At 42.8% G+C, this 16,645-nt stretch carries 13 protein-coding genes; 8 read left to right on the top strand and 5 right to left on the bottom strand.

Features of this window, described 5'->3' with window-relative positions:
* Positions 1-541 precede the first annotated feature (541 nt).
* On the top strand, positions 542-3,976 hold the full coding sequence (locus BN161_RS06285) for a bifunctional proline dehydrogenase/L-glutamate gamma-semialdehyde dehydrogenase (protein WP_044263989.1): 3,435 nt from the start codon (positions 542-544) through the stop codon (positions 3,974-3,976).
* 78 nt (positions 3,977-4,054) lie between these two features.
* Here the strand turns inward: BN161_RS06285 and BN161_RS06280 are convergent, their stop codons facing one another.
* Complete coding sequence (locus tag BN161_RS06280; protein ID WP_044263987.1) at positions 4,055-5,272, bottom strand: sensor histidine kinase; 1,218 nt, start codon at positions 5,270-5,272, stop codon at positions 4,055-4,057.
* A gap of 133 nt (positions 5,273-5,405) precedes the next feature.
* Here BN161_RS06280 and BN161_RS06275 point away from each other — a divergent pair, with 133 nt between their 5' ends.
* A complete protein-coding gene (locus BN161_RS06275) occupies positions 5,406-6,014 on the top strand; it encodes a hypothetical protein (protein ID WP_044263986.1) in 609 nt (202 codons plus the stop codon).
* A gap of 393 nt (positions 6,015-6,407) precedes the next feature.
* Here the strand turns inward: BN161_RS06275 and upp are convergent, their stop codons facing one another.
* Positions 6,408-7,061: a uracil phosphoribosyltransferase gene (upp, locus tag BN161_RS06270; RefSeq protein ID WP_044264001.1), complete on the bottom strand. Its 654-nt coding sequence runs from the start codon at positions 7,059-7,061 to the stop codon at positions 6,408-6,410.
* 284 nt (positions 7,062-7,345) lie between these two features.
* On the opposite strand from upp, the gene pckA reads away from it, so the two are divergent.
* Together pckA and BN161_RS06260 are read left to right on the top strand one after the other, a co-directional pair.
* Positions 7,346-8,953, top strand: a complete 1,608-nt coding sequence (gene pckA / locus BN161_RS06265; RefSeq protein WP_044263984.1) for a phosphoenolpyruvate carboxykinase (ATP) — start codon at positions 7,346-7,348, stop codon at positions 8,951-8,953.
* A gap of 141 nt (positions 8,954-9,094) precedes the next feature.
* A complete protein-coding gene (locus BN161_RS06260; protein WP_044263982.1) occupies positions 9,095-9,742 on the top strand; it encodes a nitroreductase family protein in 648 nt (215 codons plus the stop codon).
* 82 nt (positions 9,743-9,824) lie between these two features.
* On the opposite strand, the gene typA is transcribed toward BN161_RS06260, so the two are convergent.
* A complete protein-coding gene (typA, locus tag BN161_RS06255) occupies positions 9,825-11,624 on the bottom strand; it encodes a translational GTPase TypA (protein ID WP_044263979.1) in 1,800 nt (599 codons plus the stop codon).
* 158 nt (positions 11,625-11,782) lie between these two features.
* Here typA and rpsO point away from each other — a divergent pair, with 158 nt between their 5' ends.
* Positions 11,783-12,052, top strand: a complete 270-nt coding sequence (gene rpsO / locus BN161_RS06250) for a 30S ribosomal protein S15 (RefSeq protein ID WP_044263977.1) — start codon at positions 11,783-11,785, stop codon at positions 12,050-12,052.
* Positions 12,053-12,267: 215 nt separating this feature from the next.
* Complete coding sequence (locus tag BN161_RS06245) at positions 12,268-13,518, top strand: ATP-binding protein (protein ID WP_044264000.1); 1,251 nt, start codon at positions 12,268-12,270, stop codon at positions 13,516-13,518.
* A 464-nt stretch (positions 13,519-13,982) separates the two neighbouring features.
* Here BN161_RS06245 and BN161_RS06240 read toward each other — a convergent pair whose 3' ends face one another.
* Together BN161_RS06240 and BN161_RS06235 are read right to left on the bottom strand one after the other, a co-directional pair.
* Complete coding sequence (locus tag BN161_RS06240) at positions 13,983-14,651, bottom strand: response regulator transcription factor (RefSeq protein WP_044263975.1); 669 nt, start codon at positions 14,649-14,651, stop codon at positions 13,983-13,985.
* 7 nt (positions 14,652-14,658) lie between these two features.
* Entirely contained in the window at positions 14,659-16,044 is a 1,386-nt protein-coding gene (locus tag BN161_RS06235) for a sensor histidine kinase (RefSeq protein ID WP_044263973.1), read from the bottom strand.
* Between the two features lie 122 nt (positions 16,045-16,166).
* On the opposite strand from BN161_RS06235, the gene BN161_RS29740 reads away from it, so the two are divergent.
* Entirely contained in the window at positions 16,167-16,307 is a 141-nt protein-coding gene (locus BN161_RS29740; protein WP_167332502.1) for a hypothetical protein, read from the top strand.
* A gap of 141 nt (positions 16,308-16,448) precedes the next feature.
* Entirely contained in the window at positions 16,449-16,622 is a 174-nt protein-coding gene (locus tag BN161_RS29735) for a hypothetical protein (protein WP_167332501.1), read from the top strand.
* Positions 16,623-16,645: the final 23 nt, after the last annotated feature.

The following is a 16,645-nucleotide window of genomic DNA, read 5'->3' as shown; positions in this document are numbered from 1 at the left end:
GTACCCGGCATTTTGACATTCAACATGTTCATGGTACCTTTGTTGAAATGAAAACAAAACAAGAGAAAAGAGACGAACTGATGACCAGTAATTATATTCGCTTCTGTAGGGTTTTGAACAAAGAGTGATAAGGCGGTAAGGTGATAGGGTGATAGCGGGATAACGCTCTGTGATATATAGCGCAGCTACTTTATCACCCTATCACCTTACCACCTTATCACTCCTTTCCTTCGTTTCTGTATCGGTATGAGCTAAATGATAATTCGTTTCTTCAATACCATCTCTCAAAGCCTCTTCTTCTTCAAGTTTTTCTTCTTTTCCCTTTGATAATAAAAGAATTAGTGTATATTTGCATCAGGCATACATTAACCTTTAACATCACTGTACTATGGGTAGAAGATTAATCTTTGACCGGTTTTCACAGCAAGCTCTCCAGACCTTGCACCGGTATCGTGCCGTAATGTTCAGTCCCACCCTTTATTCATGTTTTTAGTTCGCGAGTGATATTTATTTTCAGTCATTTACTAAACATGAATAAATTATGGATAATAGACCTACCATAGCCGAGGTACAAGAATGGATACTGAAGCTACACAACACGTGTGAGCAAACCATCACAAACGAAGAGCGCAAAGAACAGCATAAATATGCCGTCATGGTGCAACGTCCGCAGGACAAGAAGTTCCTGGTGAAAATGCTGGATGAATCTTCGCAGATACGTGATCGCAAGAAACTTGCCACCCGCATTAAGACTCTGATAGACCGCTATGGAGTACCCGAATTTCTGAATAAGCGGGATACTTTCCTCTTTAAAATGTACCAAGCCTTCGGACATCATTTCGACTTCATTGCCATACCTATTATAAAGAAACGCTTACGCATGGATACGTCCAAAGTTATCCTTGATGAAGCACGTCCCAAGTTAACCCGACACCTGTCCGAACGTGCGCAGCAAAAGGTCGGACAGAACGTTAACCTACTGGGTGAAGTTGTTTTAGGCAATGGGGAAGCAGATCACCGTTACCATCATTACCTGGAAGCATTGGAAGCTCCGGATATTAACTATATCTCCGTCAAGATATCCGGCATCTATGCCCAGACGCATGCCTTGAATTATGAAGAGAGTTTCCCGGAACTGGTGAAACGCATGTCCGCTCTCTACCAAAAAGCAATAGACTTCCCGCATACAGATGAAAACGGAGTGAAACGTGCGAAGTTTGTCAATCTGGATATGGAAGAATATAAAGATTCACACTTTACTTTACGCCTGTTTAAAACTGTACTAAGCAAACCGGAATTCAAAGACTATTCAGCTGGTATCGTTGTACAGGCTTATCTGCCCGATGCTTATGATTTCCAGACGGAATTGCTGGAATTTGCAAAGGCACGCGTGGCAGAGGGAGGTGCACCACTCAAAATGCGCCTTGTAAAAGGTTGTAATCTGGAAATGGAAACGGTGATTTCTTCCTTGCGCGGCTGGCCCAACCCCATACTTTCCACAAAAACGGAAGTAGATGCAAACTACCTGCATATTCTGGAACGCGCCCTGCTGCCCGAAAATGCAAAAGTATTGCACATCGGAGTGGCTTCGCATAACCTGTTCACAATAGCCTACGCTTATCTGTTAAGCCAGAAAAACAACAGTTCAGAGTATATGACATTTGAGATGTTGGAAGGTATGGCCGACCATGTATGGCGCGCGCAGTCGCAACTGGGTAATCACATCATACTATATGCACCGGTAGTGAAAAATGAACATTTCCTGAATGCAGTCTCTTATCTGGTACGCCGTATGGATGAGAATACAGCTCCGGATAACTTCCTCACTCACTCATTCAATCTGAAACCGGGAACCGACACCTGGAATTTCCTGCAAAAGCAGTTTGAAGAAGCATATCACAAGAAAGACAGCGTTTCTCATATTCCTACGCGCACGCAGAACAGGCTTTTACCATATTCTTCCGTCCCTCCATCCGACGTGATGAAAAACGAACCGGATACGGATTTCGACCTGCCTCAAAATCAGGAATGGGTGCGAAATATCTTTGCCAAATGGAAAAAGTCTTCCGGCGATACTCCGGAAATCATTCCTCTGCAAATAGGAGTCGAAACCATCTTTTGTGAAAAACGCCATAAGTATATGGACCGCTGCCAGAATGATGAAATATGTATTTGCGAAATGTCGCAAGCCAATACGGAACAAGTAAAGCAAATCATCGGCATTGCAGAAAAAGATCCCGCAGGCTGGCGGAACACCACTTTAGAGGAACGTCATAGAATCATGTTCGAAGCGGCCAATCGCCTGGGTGATATGCGCGGAGACCTGATAGGCAGCATGTGTGCTGTAACAGGTAAAACAGTGGTAGAAGGCGATGTGGAGGTATCCGAAGGTATTGACTACGCCCGCTTCTATACCACAACAATGAAAAAATTCGCCGCACTGGATGATGTGAACATCACCTCCAAAGGAACAATCCTCGTCATTTCACCGTGGAACTTCCCATGCGCCATTCCTATCGGCGGCATTGTAGCCGGATTGGCCGGCGGCAATACCGTGATACTGAAACCCGCAACAGTAGCCGCTCCCGTAGCGTGGCTATTTGCCAAGGCTTTCTGGGATGCAGGAGTGCCCAAAGAAGCATTGCAAGTCATTATTACCGACCGTGAAGCACTGAAAGAGTTGACCACTGCTTCGGCTATCAAGCATATCATCCTGACAGGTGGTACGGACACGGCCCAAAGCATTGCACGTACCAACCCGTCTACCCCACTTTCCGCCGAAACCGGTGGAAAAAACGCTATTATCCTTACAGCCTCAGGCGACCGTGATCATGCCATTATGAATATCGTTGCTTCTGCTTTCGGAAATGCCGGACAAAAGTGCTCAGCATGTTCCCTACTGCTTGTAGAACGCTCTGTATACGAAGACAAGAACTTCCAGGATAAGCTGAAGGATGCCGCCACCAGTATGAAAGTAGGCAGTGTATGGGAAGCCGGTAATGTAGTAGGCCCGATGATTACCAACCGGAACGACAAGTTACTGCAAGCCCTCACACTGGAACCCGGCGAGTCCTGGCTGGTTCCACCTAGGTTTATCGACGAGAAGCAATACATCCTCGCCCCTACCGTGAAATGGGGAGTAAAACCGGGCAGTTATTCATTCCGCACCGAATTGTTCGGTCCCATGTTAAGTGTGGCTTGCATTGACAATCTTCAACAGGGAATAGAGTTGGTAAACAGCCTGGACTACGGTTTGACTTCCGGCCTGCAAAGTCTGGATGAGAACGAACAAAAACTCTGGAAGAACTCTATTCTGGCAGGTAACCTTTATATCAATCGTGGCATCACAGGTGCTATTGTCAACCGCCAACCTTTCGGCGGAATGAAACTGTCTGCTTTCGGTGGTGGTGTAAAAGCAGGCGGACCAAACTATTGCGCCTGCCTTGTGAAGATTACCGACAAGCCGGAAAGCAATACGGATTACAAGCAAAGTTATCCCCATGTATATGAGGAAGAATTTGCGCATGCACGGGATATCAATAAGTTATATGGCGAACAAAATGCATTCCGCTATCTGCCATTAAAGAATATAGTGCTCCGCCTTTTCCCAGGAGATAGTAACGAAGAAGCGGAAATGATCGCACTTGCCGCAAAGCTCTGCCGCACGCCACTGACTATCAGCTTTGATCCGAATGATGATCGCACGACTGCATTATCATCTACCGGTTGTGCACTAAAAAAAGAAACGTTGGATGAATTCCTTAAAACAATGAGGGCCTATGAACGCATCCGCACTTGTAGCGCTGATATTCCGATGGAAATGTATGAAGAGGCAGCTCGCAGAAACAAATACATTGCCACGGCAAAACCTGTGAAAGACGGACGTGTAGAGTTGATACATTATATTAAAGAGCAAAGCATCTCATTTGAATACCATCGATATGGCAGTATTCTGGATGTGCCACCTGTAGAATAACAATTTAAAAGAACGTGATCCGGCTTGTCTGTAAAAAAACAGACAGGCTCGGGCACGCTCATATACGATAAGAGAATATCAATCCTCCGGATTAGCCTCTTCGTTCTCCGTCGGCAACGGCAAAGAAACGGTAAATTCGCTATATTTCCCTTCTATATTCTCCACACTGACATACCCTCCATGCTCCCGGGCTACATTCATCACATAGTTCAGTCCCAAACCGAAACCGGATACTTTCTTCTTCTCATCCTCATTCCGGGTAATGACGCGTTCAAACTTATCAAATACAATCCGTTGAGCCGCAAGCGGAATACCGATTCCATTATCCCGCACCCTGATCTGAGTATACTGTCCGGAAAGGCAGGAAGTAATCTGTATATCTATTGTATCCTTAGAATATTTCACAGCATTATCTATCAGGTTACTTAATGCCTCTTTCAGATACTCCTCATCAGCATAAACTCCCTCTTCCTGTAAATCAACCTGAAATGTGATAGGCTTTTCTGCCTTAGCAGTGAACGTGTGTACCAACTCATCCACCATAGGACGGAGTTGAATCCAATTCTTGTCCAGCAATAATTGTCCATGTTCCAGTTTAGAGATAGTCAGTACTTTATTGGCCAGTGCAAGCAAATGTTGAGCTTCCGCCTCCAGTATATCGAAGTGTTTTTCTTTCTTCTCAGGTTTACTATCTACCTTTCCACTACGAAGCACTTTAAGCCCAATCAGGATGGAACTGATCGGATTCTTCATGTCGTGAACCATAGCAGAAGAGAAATCTTCACGCATTCGCGCCAACTCATCCTGCCGGCGGATAATATCCACTTGCTTACGGATGGCAAATAATAGAAGTCCCAAAGCCACTATCGTTCCGAAGAACATATAAAGCAGTTTGCCGATGAACCCGGCACGAAGATTCTGGATATAAGCATGTACTCCCTGAGCGTCATTCACAGGGCACACGAAGGTATAGTGCTGTTCCAATAGCTTCCGATAATCAGAAAAATACCGTAAATCCTGTTTCAATACGATGGAATCACTGTGTAAAGATACTGTATCCAGGCGGAACTTGATCCGCTTCAAATTCACGTCATCCAGTTCGCGACGGAAAAAGGCAGCCAGATCCTTAGTCTGACCGGTCTCAAATGCATCCGTCGCACGCCCGTAAGCCTCATGGATATTACGTATTACTTGCTGCCGGTTCAGTCCGAAACTTCGTCCTACCCAATTTCCAAGTAAGTACAAGACAGCGGCAGTTGCAGTTATTGTAAGAAGTATATAATACGACTTTTTCATCAAGCATTCTATATTTCAGGCAAATATAGATAAACTTTTCTTTCCATCTTAACATAAAGATAACATTCTGATAACCTAAATTAATTTCATACTCTTGCTATCTTTGCAGCGTAGAAATCAGTAAAAAGGAATTATGGAAAAGAAAGAAGCAAATAAGGAGCCATTCAAGCGCCCGGATGGAGTGGAAGTGAAACTCACGGCAAAGTCTATCAACATAAGAGGATTTCTGTTTTTTTTCATTCTGTTCCTGACAGGCAGCTATCTGTTTGTTTATGTATGGGATGAACCTTCATCCTATAGTGCCGGTCGTTTATTGGGTACCACTGTAAAAGAAATCAGTAGTCCCCAAGTTATGCTTTGCATATTTTTACTCCTCGTGTTTTATATACTAATCCAGGCAGGGATTCTTTACTGGTTTAGCGGAAAGGATAAAAAGCTCCTACACTGGCATTTTGACTGGACTGGAGTAGGATTTTCTCTGACTCGTCCTATTCCATTGAAGTTCTATCGGGTATCCTTATTATTACCGGGCATCTTATTGGGAGTGATGCCTGCAATCCATGGATTCTGTACAGGAGAAGCCAATATATTCTTTTTGGGATTATTCGGTATTCTGGGTGGTACGGGAGATTTCCTTTTCTGGTACAGCCTTCGTGCCTTTGATGACGAAGACCTGCTACTGGCCGGTAAAAAAGCCTTTCAGGCCACTATTATAAAACGCAATTACGGGAAGAATGATTAAAGATTCCATTCCTAAACAAACAGGCAATCATCTGTCTTTACCTTAGATCTTTTTGCATTCTACAGTAAGCCTTATTGGGTATTAACCTTGATCAAGCTGTCGGTTAACCTTGGTTGACGAACCTATTGACCTTGGTTAATCGGCCGGTTAACCAAGGTCAACACCTGATTGTTCCTAAGCTGAATGAGATATTTCACTGATTATAAACAGAACAATGCTTGGTGTTAAACGAATTAATACACCATTCCGTTAAGGGCTGACTGTGACGAGACACAGTGAGAGTAACCCACTTACCCTCACACAGGATTTTTTACTACCACCACACTTAACATCCTAATTATTATTGATCTACCCCCAAAGTGAGGGTAGATTGGGGAAACTTTTTATTAGTATTTATTCTTTTTCGCCGAATGCCAAATCTCCTGCATCTCCCAGTCCCGGAACAATATACGAATGCTCGTTTATCTCCGGATCAATGGCTGCACACCAGATAGTAGTCTTGTCTTCGGGGAGTGTTTCAGCAATGTGTTCTACCGCCTGACGGCTGGCAATAATGGAAGCTACATGTATTTCCGCCGGATGTCCTTTCGTCAGCATAGCCTGGTAACTCAACTCCATACTGCTACCGGTTGCTAACATTGGGTCTGTAATAATCAACGTCTTTCCGCCAATGCGCGGTGAAGCAATATATTCAATATGAATATCAAACTTCAGCGTATCCTTATACTTCCGGTAAGCGGAAACAAAAGCATTTTCCGCACCGTCAAAGTAGCTCAGAAAGCCCTGATGGAAAGGCAATCCGGCACGCAAAATGGTACTTAATACCAGCTGATTATCCGGGGTTTGCGCAGGTGCTATCCCTAAGGGAGTCTGGATATTCTTCAGAGAATAAGCAAAGTCCTTACTCATTTCATACGCCATAATTTCCCCGATGCGTTCAATGTTTCGACGGAAGCGAAGGCGGTCGCTTTGTACTTGTACATCCCGGATCTCGGCAACATACTGATTCAGGATGGAGTTTGTCTCGGCAAAATTGATAATTTTCATGATGTGATTTGAATTTATATGCGCAAAGTAAACGATTTCTTGTGCAATTTGCAACATTCAGTTTGCAGATATTGTTACGGAGTTATAAAAGACTTCTCATTAAAGAAAAATTTCTCTAATCAAGTGATTGTTTCGAAAGAAAATACTACTTTTGTACGCGAAAAACAAGGGGCTGTTTGGAACATAACCCAATTCATACCAATTTCCCCTTGAAAAGAGAAGGTAAAAAGATATTAGCAAGAGATTAATAAACCAAATACCAAAATTTTAAATCATTAAAAGAAATGGCAAATTTAGATTTAAGCAAGTACGGTATCACAGACGTGAAGGAAATCATCCACAATCCGTCTTATGATGTACTGTTCGCAGAAGAAACCAAACCGGGTTTGGAAGGTTTTGAAAAAGGTCAGGTAACTGAACTGGGTGCTGTAAACGTAATGACAGGTATTTATACCGGTCGTTCTCCTAAAGATAAATTCTTCGTTAAGAATGAAGCCAGCGAAAACACTGTATGGTGGACTTCGGACGAATACAAAAATGACAACAAGCCTTGCACAGAAGAAGCTTGGGCTGACTTGAAAGCTAAGGCTGTAAAGGAATTGAGCGGCAAACGTCTGTTCGTTGTTGATACTTTCTGCGGCGCTAACCCTGCTACTTGTCTGAAAGTACGTTTCATCATGGAAGTTGCATGGCAAGCTCATTTCGTAACTAACATGTTCATCCGCCCCACTGCTGAAGAACTGGCTAACTACGGTGAACCCGACTTCGTATCTTTCAACGCTTCTAAAGCTAAGGTTGACAACTACAAGGAACTGGGTCTGAACTCTGAAACTGCTACTGTATTCAACCTGAAGACTAACGAGCAAGTTATCCTGAATACTTGGTACGGTGGTGAAATGAAGAAAGGTATGTTCTCTATCATGAACTATCTGAACCCGTTGCGTGGTATCGCTTCTATGCACTGTTCTGCCAACACTAACATGGAAGGTACTGACTCTGCTATCTTCTTCGGCTTGTCTGGTACAGGTAAGACTACTTTGTCTACTGACCCGAAACGTCTGTTGATCGGTGACGATGAACACGGATGGGACGACGAAGGTGTATTCAACTACGAAGGTGGTTGCTACGCTAAGGTTATCAACCTGGATAAAGACAGCGAACCCGATATTTACAATGCTATCCGCCGCGATGCTTTGCTGGAGAACGTAACTGTTGCTGCCGACGGCAAGATTGACTTTGCCGACAAGAGCGTAACAGAAAACACTCGCGTTTCTTATCCTATCAACCACATCGAAAATATCGTTAAGCCGGTTTCTAAAGGTCCTCACGCTCATCAGGTAATCTTCTTGTCAGCTGATGCCTTCGGTGTATTGCCTCCGGTATCTATCCTGAACCCGGAACAAGCTCAGTACTACTTCCTGTCTGGTTTCACCGCTAAGTTGGCTGGTACAGAACGCGGTATCACTGAACCGACTCCGACATTCTCTGCTTGCTTCGGCGCTGCTTTCTTGTCACTGCACCCGACTAAATATGCAGAAGAACTGGTTAAGAAGATGAATAAGGTAGGCGCTAAGGCATACTTGGTTAACACTGGCTGGAACGGTACAGGCAAGCGCATCTCCATCCGCGACACTCGTGGCATCATCGATGCTATCCTTGACGGTTCTATCGACAAGGCTCCGACTAAGGTTATTCCTTTCTTCGACTTCGTTGTTCCGACTGAATTGCCTAACGTAGATCCGAAGATCCTTGATCCTCGCGACACTTACGAATGTGCTTGCAAGTGGGAAGAAAAAGCAAAAGACTTGGCTGGCCGTTTCATCAAGAACTTCGCTAAGTTCACTGGCAACGAAGCTGGTAAAGCACTGGTTGCTGCCGGTCCGAAGCTCTAATCTGAATAAAACCGGTTTAGATATATGTAAAGGCGGCTCTTGGTATCAAGAGCCGCCTTTCTTGTTTTTTAAGAAACCTATGTAATTGATAATCCGAAAGTTTTAGTAGCTTTGTCCAAACCAATAATCAAGCGAAGCTATATGAAAAGTATCAGATTAATGTTAGTAGGTGCTAGCTTGTTGTTATTCAGCAGCTGCGGCACACAAGTGCAGAAAGAGAATGAAACCACAAAAGCAAGTGAGAGCAATGAGAATGCGGTGATTGAGAATATGATGTCACGCCGTAGTATCCGTAAGTACAAACCGCAAGCGGTAAACCGTGATACTATGCAGATTATACTGAACTGCGGTATCAATGCTCCTAACGGACAAAACAAACAATCCTGGGAAATACGGGTAGTGGATAATCCGGAATTCATCAACGGTATTACTGAAGTTTACAAAAAGCAGAATCCTAAAGCAGCGGAAGATCCTAATTTCAAGAATATGTTCCGCAATGCCTCTACCGTAGTGTTTATTGCCAATGACAAGTCTTATGACCTGTCACAAATAGACTGTGGGCTGCTGGGTGAAAATATGATTCTTTCAGCCTGGTCTATGGGTATAGGTTCCTGTTGCCTTGGCGGACCGACACGATTCATGACATCAACACCGGAAGCAGCCGAATATCTGAAGAAGCTGGATATTCCCGAAGGATATCAATTGCTCTATTGCATCGCATTCGGTTATCCGGATGAAGCCCCCGCCGCCAAACCTAGAAATGCAGAAAAGATCAGATTTATAGATTAATCATCTCCTGCAAGTCACGCATAAAAAAAGGAGTGCCACCATTACAGTGAAGCACTCCTTTTCTATCTATTTACAAACAACTTTAGTTTTTATTCGCACGCTTACGTTCTATCTCGTCCAGAATCACTTTACGCATACGCATCGCCTTTGGCGTAACCTCTACGTACTCATCTTCCTTGATATATTCCAAAGCCTCTTCCAGCGAGAACTGTACGGGTGGAATCAGACGAACTTTATCATCCGAACCGGAAGCACGCATATTCGTCAGCTTCTTGGATTTCGTAACGTTAATTACCAAGTCGTTATCATGAGAGTGCTCACCTACCACCTGTCCTGCATACACATCTTCTTGCGGGAAGATAAAGAACTTGCCACGATCCTGCAATTTATCAATAGCATAAGCAAAAGCCGTTCCAGTTTCCATGGCAATCATGGAGCCGTTGGTACGACGTTCGATATCTCCCTTATGCGGTTGATATTCTTTAAAACGGTGTGCCATGATAGCTTCACCGGCAGAAGCAGTCAGTACATTCGTACGCAAACCGATGATACCACGTGAAGGCATATTGAATTCCAGGTTTACACGCTCGCCTGCACTCTCCATCTTCACCATCTCACCCTTACGGCGGGTTACCATATCGATAATCTTACTGGAATATTCTTCGGGGACATTTACTGTCAGTTCTTCAATCGGCTCGCACTTCACACCGTCAATCTCCTTGAAGATAACCTGCGGCTGACCTACCTGAAGTTCATAACCTTCGCGGCGCATAGTCTCAATCAATACGGAAAGATGAAGTACACCACGACCGGAAACTACCCATTTACCATCTTCCTCACTTTTACGTACGCGCAAGGCAAGGTTCTTATCCAATTCCTTCATCAAGCGGTCATGGATATGACGAGAAGTCACGAACTTACCATCACGGCCGAAGAAAGGAGAATCATTAATGGCGAACAGCATGCTCATAGTCGGTTCGTCAATAGCGATAGGCGGCAATGCTTCCGGGTTTTCAAAGTCACAGATGGTGTCGCCGATTTCAAATCCTTCGATACCTACTAGTGCGCAGATGTCACCGGAAGAAACTTCCTGCACCTTTACGCGCCCCATACCTTCAAATGTATGCAGCTCCTTGATTTTGGATTTCACAAAACTTCCGTCACGCTTGGCCAAAGATACATTCATGCCCTCTCTAAGCGTACCACGATGTACACGGCCTACGGCAATACGTCCGGTATAAGAAGAATAATCCAGAGAAGTCACCAACATCTGCGGAGTACCTTCCAGCTGCGTGGGAGCCGGTATATTCTCTACGATGCAGTCCAACAACGCGAGAATATTATCAGTAGGAGTCTTCCAGTCCGTACTCATCCAATTGTTCTTTGCAGAACCGTAGATAACGGGGAAATCCAGCTGATCCTCTGTAGCATTCAGGCTGAACATCAGGTCGAACACCATTTCATATACCTCTTCCGGACGACAGTTCGGTTTGTCTACCTTGTTCACTACAACGATGGGTTTCAGACCAATCTGCAGAGCTTTCTGCAACACGAAACGCGTTTGCGGCATAGGGCCTTCAAAGGCATCCACCAAGAGGATACATCCGTCCGCCATATTCAGCACACGTTCCACCTCGCCTCCGAAGTCGCTGTGTCCCGGAGTATCAATGATGTTGATTTTAGTTCCTTTGTAATTGATAGAAACGTTTTTGGAGAGGATCGTTATCCCTCGCTCACGTTCCAAGTCGTTGTTATCCAGCATTAATTCACCTGTGCTCTGATTACTGCGGAACAGATTTCCTGCCAAGAGCATCTTATCGACGAGCGTCGTTTTCCCATGGTCAACATGGGCAATGATTGCAATGTTTCTAATATTTTGCATACAATACCTATATATTTGGCGGCAAAGGTACGAATTTTGCATTAGATATAACCGTAGCAGGAGAAAATTTTCACTGAATATCATTGCAGTATAAAAGATTATCTCTATCTTTGCACCCTCTTTAAGAGAATATTAATATATCAATTTAATTAAAAGTTATGTATTTAGACGCTGCTAAAAAGCAAGAGATCTTTGGCAAGTACGGAAAGTCTAACACTGATACAGGCTCAGCTGAGGCCCAAGTAGCATTGTTTTCATACCGTATTTCCCACCTGACTGAGCACCTTAAGCTCAACAGAAAAGATTATAGTACTGAAAGAGCCTTGACAATGTTGGTAGGTAAACGCCGCGCGTTGCTGAACTACCTGAAGGATCACGACATCGCAAGATATCGTGCCATCGTTAAAGAGCTCGGTCTGCGTAAGTAATCCGTTACTTGCAGCAAAAGCATTAAGAAGGGAAGCCGTTAAAAAGCTTCCCTTTTTTGTTTTCAAATGTCTCTGATCCCTATACAATAGATAAGTACAAAGACTATACAAGACATATCTTCCTTCTATTATGTCTTCCATAGAAGACATATTTCAAGCAAAACATGCACTTTATAGAATTATTTCCTATATTTGCATATCAAGCAAGTTGGAGTATGGAAAAAGACATCATCAAACAAATCATTCTGAACCAGCAAGAGTTCATCAGCCAAGTGAAGCTATTGCCCCGCAAAATATCCATTGAGGAAAATGGTAATTATGTATTTGTGGGTATCCGCCGTGCCGGCAAAACTTATATGCTCTACCAGCATATACAGCAACTGCTAAAAGAAGGACATAGTAAACAAGAAATTCTCTTCATTAACTTTGAGGACGAACGCATTACGGATATTAAAAAGGAAGAACTTCATCTGATTGTAGAATGTTACAAAGAGATGTTCGCCCTCGAGCCTATCATCTTTCTGGACGAAATACAGAACGTAGAAGGATGGGAACACTTCGCACGCCGACTGGCAGATGAGAAACGACGGGTTTTCATCACGGGTAGCAATGCCCACATGCTCAGCCGCGAAATAGCCTCTACACTGGGCGGACGATACCTGATGCAGGAAATATACCCCTTCAGTTTCACGGAATATCTGGAATATCATCATATTACACTGGATGCCCACTGGCATCTGGCTCCCATCAGGACCGACGTAGTGCGTCTGTTCGAAGGTTACTTCTACAATGGAGGCCTGCCCGAAAGTTTCAGCTACACAGACAAGCGCGCCTGGCTCACCTCCTTATATCAAAAAATACTCTATTCGGACATTGTCATAAGAAACAATGTAAGAAATGAACAAAGCCTGCGTCTGTTAGTACGTAAGCTGGCCGATAGTGTACTTCAACCAATAGCCATCAAAAGATTGCAGAACATCTTGCAAGGAGATGGAAGCAAAGTGACCCGCGAAACAATCTCCAGCTATTTAGGTTATCTGCACGATGCTTATCTCATCTTCTCTCTCTGTAATTTCAATGATTCCATCCCACAGAGAGAAGGAACGAAGAAACATTATTTCTACGACAACGGCATCCTCAACCTGTTCCTCTTTCAGCCTGAAACCAAACTACTTGAAAACATAGTAGCTATCCATCTCTATAAACAATATGGAGAAGCGCTCTTCTATTACAATAAGAATGTAGAAGTAGATTTCGTAGTTCCCGATGCCGGGCTGGCTATTCAGGTTTCCTATTCTCTCCGCGACGAGCAGACGCGAAACAGGGAAGTCAATGCCCTTGTCAGCCTTTCCCGCTTCATGAACATAAGCACTGCTTTGATTATCAGCAAAGACCAGGAAGAGACTATTGAACAGGATGGAATAAGTATAAAAGTGATCCCTGCATGGAAGTGGCTGGCAGAATAGTTGGCGATTCACGATTTTCCATATCAGATTGGCACTATATGCCCGATTAATCCAACACGCGTCTTTTTGTAAAATTGCATTCCAGAGTTTTCCACGAATAAATAAAGAATAAGAATACAACATTTCCGTATATTCTTCCGCATCCCAAGGCTATTTATGCAAAAAAGGGTTACTACTTATAGGTAATATGGTTACTACTTATAGGTAAAAGGGTTACTACCTATAGGTAATATGGTTACTACTTGCAAGTAAAACACTTATTTGCGTCATGAGTAAGACTTATAAGCGTACTTTTCAGGGCATATTTCAATCTATAAGAAGTGTAAGTATTTCGATATCGAGCTATCAGCCTGAACTTTGCGAGTTTTTCTTCGCATGCTTTCATGCTCATGGACATCAGAACAGATATAACGCATTCTCAGCCAACAGAAAATACAAAGTGTCAGAATGACAGATTAACGGCCTCATCCCTGTGAAAGCCTATACCCCACTTTAGGAATAGTCATTAGCTCCAGCGATTCATCTTCCGATAAATATTTGCGGAGCTTAGCGATATAGTTATTAATGCTTTGCTCATTACCATAACCGTCTACCCACAATTCCTGCTCTATCTGTTCGCGGGTTACGACCTTATCCATGTTCAACATCAGGAGTTTCAATAGTTTACTCTCAAAAGCGCTAAGCTTCCTTGCCACTTCCTCCCCTTTCATCAAAAGATTATCTTCAGCGTTCAAAGTAAACCTCCCGATCCGCATAGGCTTTGTATGGAAAGTAACCGTATGCCTGCTTATATAAGCTATCAATTCTTCAATTTCAAAAGGCTTTTTCAGATAGGCCACTCCGCCGGCATTCAATGCCCTGACAACCTCAGAGGCATCTATATGGGAAGAAACGAACAGAATTGGGATTTCCGGTGCGATTATCTTTAATTCGGGAGTAATATCAATCCCGTTTTTATTCCCTATTTCCACATCGAGCACAATAATATCAGGAGTAAGTTCCTGAATAACAGGCTTGATAGCAGTCAAAGAGGTTTGATAATGTACCTCATATCCGGAATCCTCCAGAGCCATTGTGACTATATTTCCTAATGCCACGTCGTCATCTACAAACAGCACCTTAATCTTATCCATAGCTACGTCATTTCATTTTGGTAAAAGGAATAGTAAACGTAAATATGCTGCCTTCCTCCTCAGCACTCTTTACCTTTATATCTCCTCCATGTTCGTTAATTATATATTTTGCTTGCGTTAGTCCTATACCATAACCTTTCTGAGTGCATACCTTGTTTCGGGGAACCTGATAAAACTGCTTGAACAAGTCCTTCTGATAGCAGGGTGCAATACCCCAGCCATTATCCTTTACGGCAACCTGCAACATCCCTTCCTGAATGGACAACGACACTGTAACCACTACCCCATCATCAGAATATTTAAGCGCATTCTCTATCAAGTTTCTGATTACATTCTCTATATACAGCTCATCTGCTGATATCCGAAAATCCTTTGTCAGTTCATTGACAATTTCTATGCTATGAGGCTTATCTTTATAAAGTATATCCAATTCTTTCTTTACTAACTCCGCCAACTCAGGAACATCAATATCTGTTTTATTCAATATGATCTTCTTTCTGTCTCTTCGCGCCACCACCAGCATTGATTCGATATTGCAGACCAAATGTTTAATTCCTGACTGACTAACCTCAATATACCCTTTCTTTTTTGAGTCAGTTTCGTTCATCTTAAACCAACTCAGCATGGCTACTACACTGTTCAGCGGAGCTTTCAGGTCGTGTATCGTACCGTTTATACTTTCTTCACGCTTACGAAGTTGTTCATCCTTGCGTCGTATCACAATTAGCTGATAAATTAGGGAGAATAACGCCATCAGCATAAAGCAAGCTGAGAGGGCAAGTGTCCAAATATGCAGTTCGATAAAAGAAGACATCGGGATATACACCTTCACCTGCAAATATTGCAAGCCTTTAGTTCCTATCGGATAAAGTTCTGAAACATAATCATATTTTTCAGAATTCAAGTTTCCGGCAGAAGCGGCTATAAGTTTATCTTTATCAGACAAAATAATCGCACGAAAAGGGGCGGCTCCCAAAGCACCAATAAATAGACTGTCTAAAACCTGAACATCTATAGGAAAGCCCCTTTTTAGTGCCAGGTCTTGTCTAATTTGAAAAATGACTTCTCCCGCTGTTTTTCCAATCCCCTTCTCCCTTGCGGCATCAATATTCAAGGTATCACCGGTTATAGATCGCTTCCTTAAACTATCCATTTCTTCCGGAGACATCTCCGAAGCAGGTTTTGCATACAAATACTGTTGATCCTGAGGAGATTTCCCTTGTCTCTCTAACGAACGCAAATACAGCTCCTTATCCAATGCTATATGCACCGCATTGTCTATCTTGATTATATACTCATCAATATAATGATTATATAAACTTTTCAGAGAAATCGCTTGTAAACAAGCGATTGACAGTGCAGCAACAACAGTTATATAACAATACTTCCTCATCTATTAGCGCATAATCCGGCACAAAGATAATCAAAACGAGAATGAATTATTATAAAATGATTATGTTTTTATTATAAACCCTTTGATAAAAAAGCATTTACTTTGTAGCATCAAAAACAAATATGAAGACTATGGAATTAGAAAAGTTATCAAAAAATGAGATGCTACAAGTAAAAGGTGGCGAACACTCATGTGGAGAGTGGGTATATATCAAAGGAGAATGGATATATATTGAAGACCTCAATCTTGGAGAAGACGATTAATCTTATATCCATTTACATCAACGATTATTCATTCGGACGAATCGCGATAGTCCGACTAAATAATACAGGCCTCAACTGTATAAAATATGAGGAGCGAAAGCCAATACGCTAAATAGTAGGTAACAATTAATATTAGGTAGCATGAATATTAAACATTTTGAAATCACTCCTTCTTCTATTCTAAGCGAAGAAGAAATGATAAACGTATTGGGTGGATCTTATGAAGATTTTGAAGAAATCCAGCAACCCGACGCTAACTCTGACAAATGTAACAAATGTGACAAGTGCGACAAATGTACATGGTTTTGCAGTTAGGAGTTAAATGATGTGGAGGTTCT

Source organism: Bacteroides timonensis, assembly GCF_000513195.1.
Classification (GTDB): Bacteria; Bacteroidota; Bacteroidia; order Bacteroidales; family Bacteroidaceae; genus Bacteroides; species Bacteroides timonensis.
Note: the sequence above shows the minus strand (reverse complement) of the source record. Positions and strands in the feature narration are given on the sequence as shown.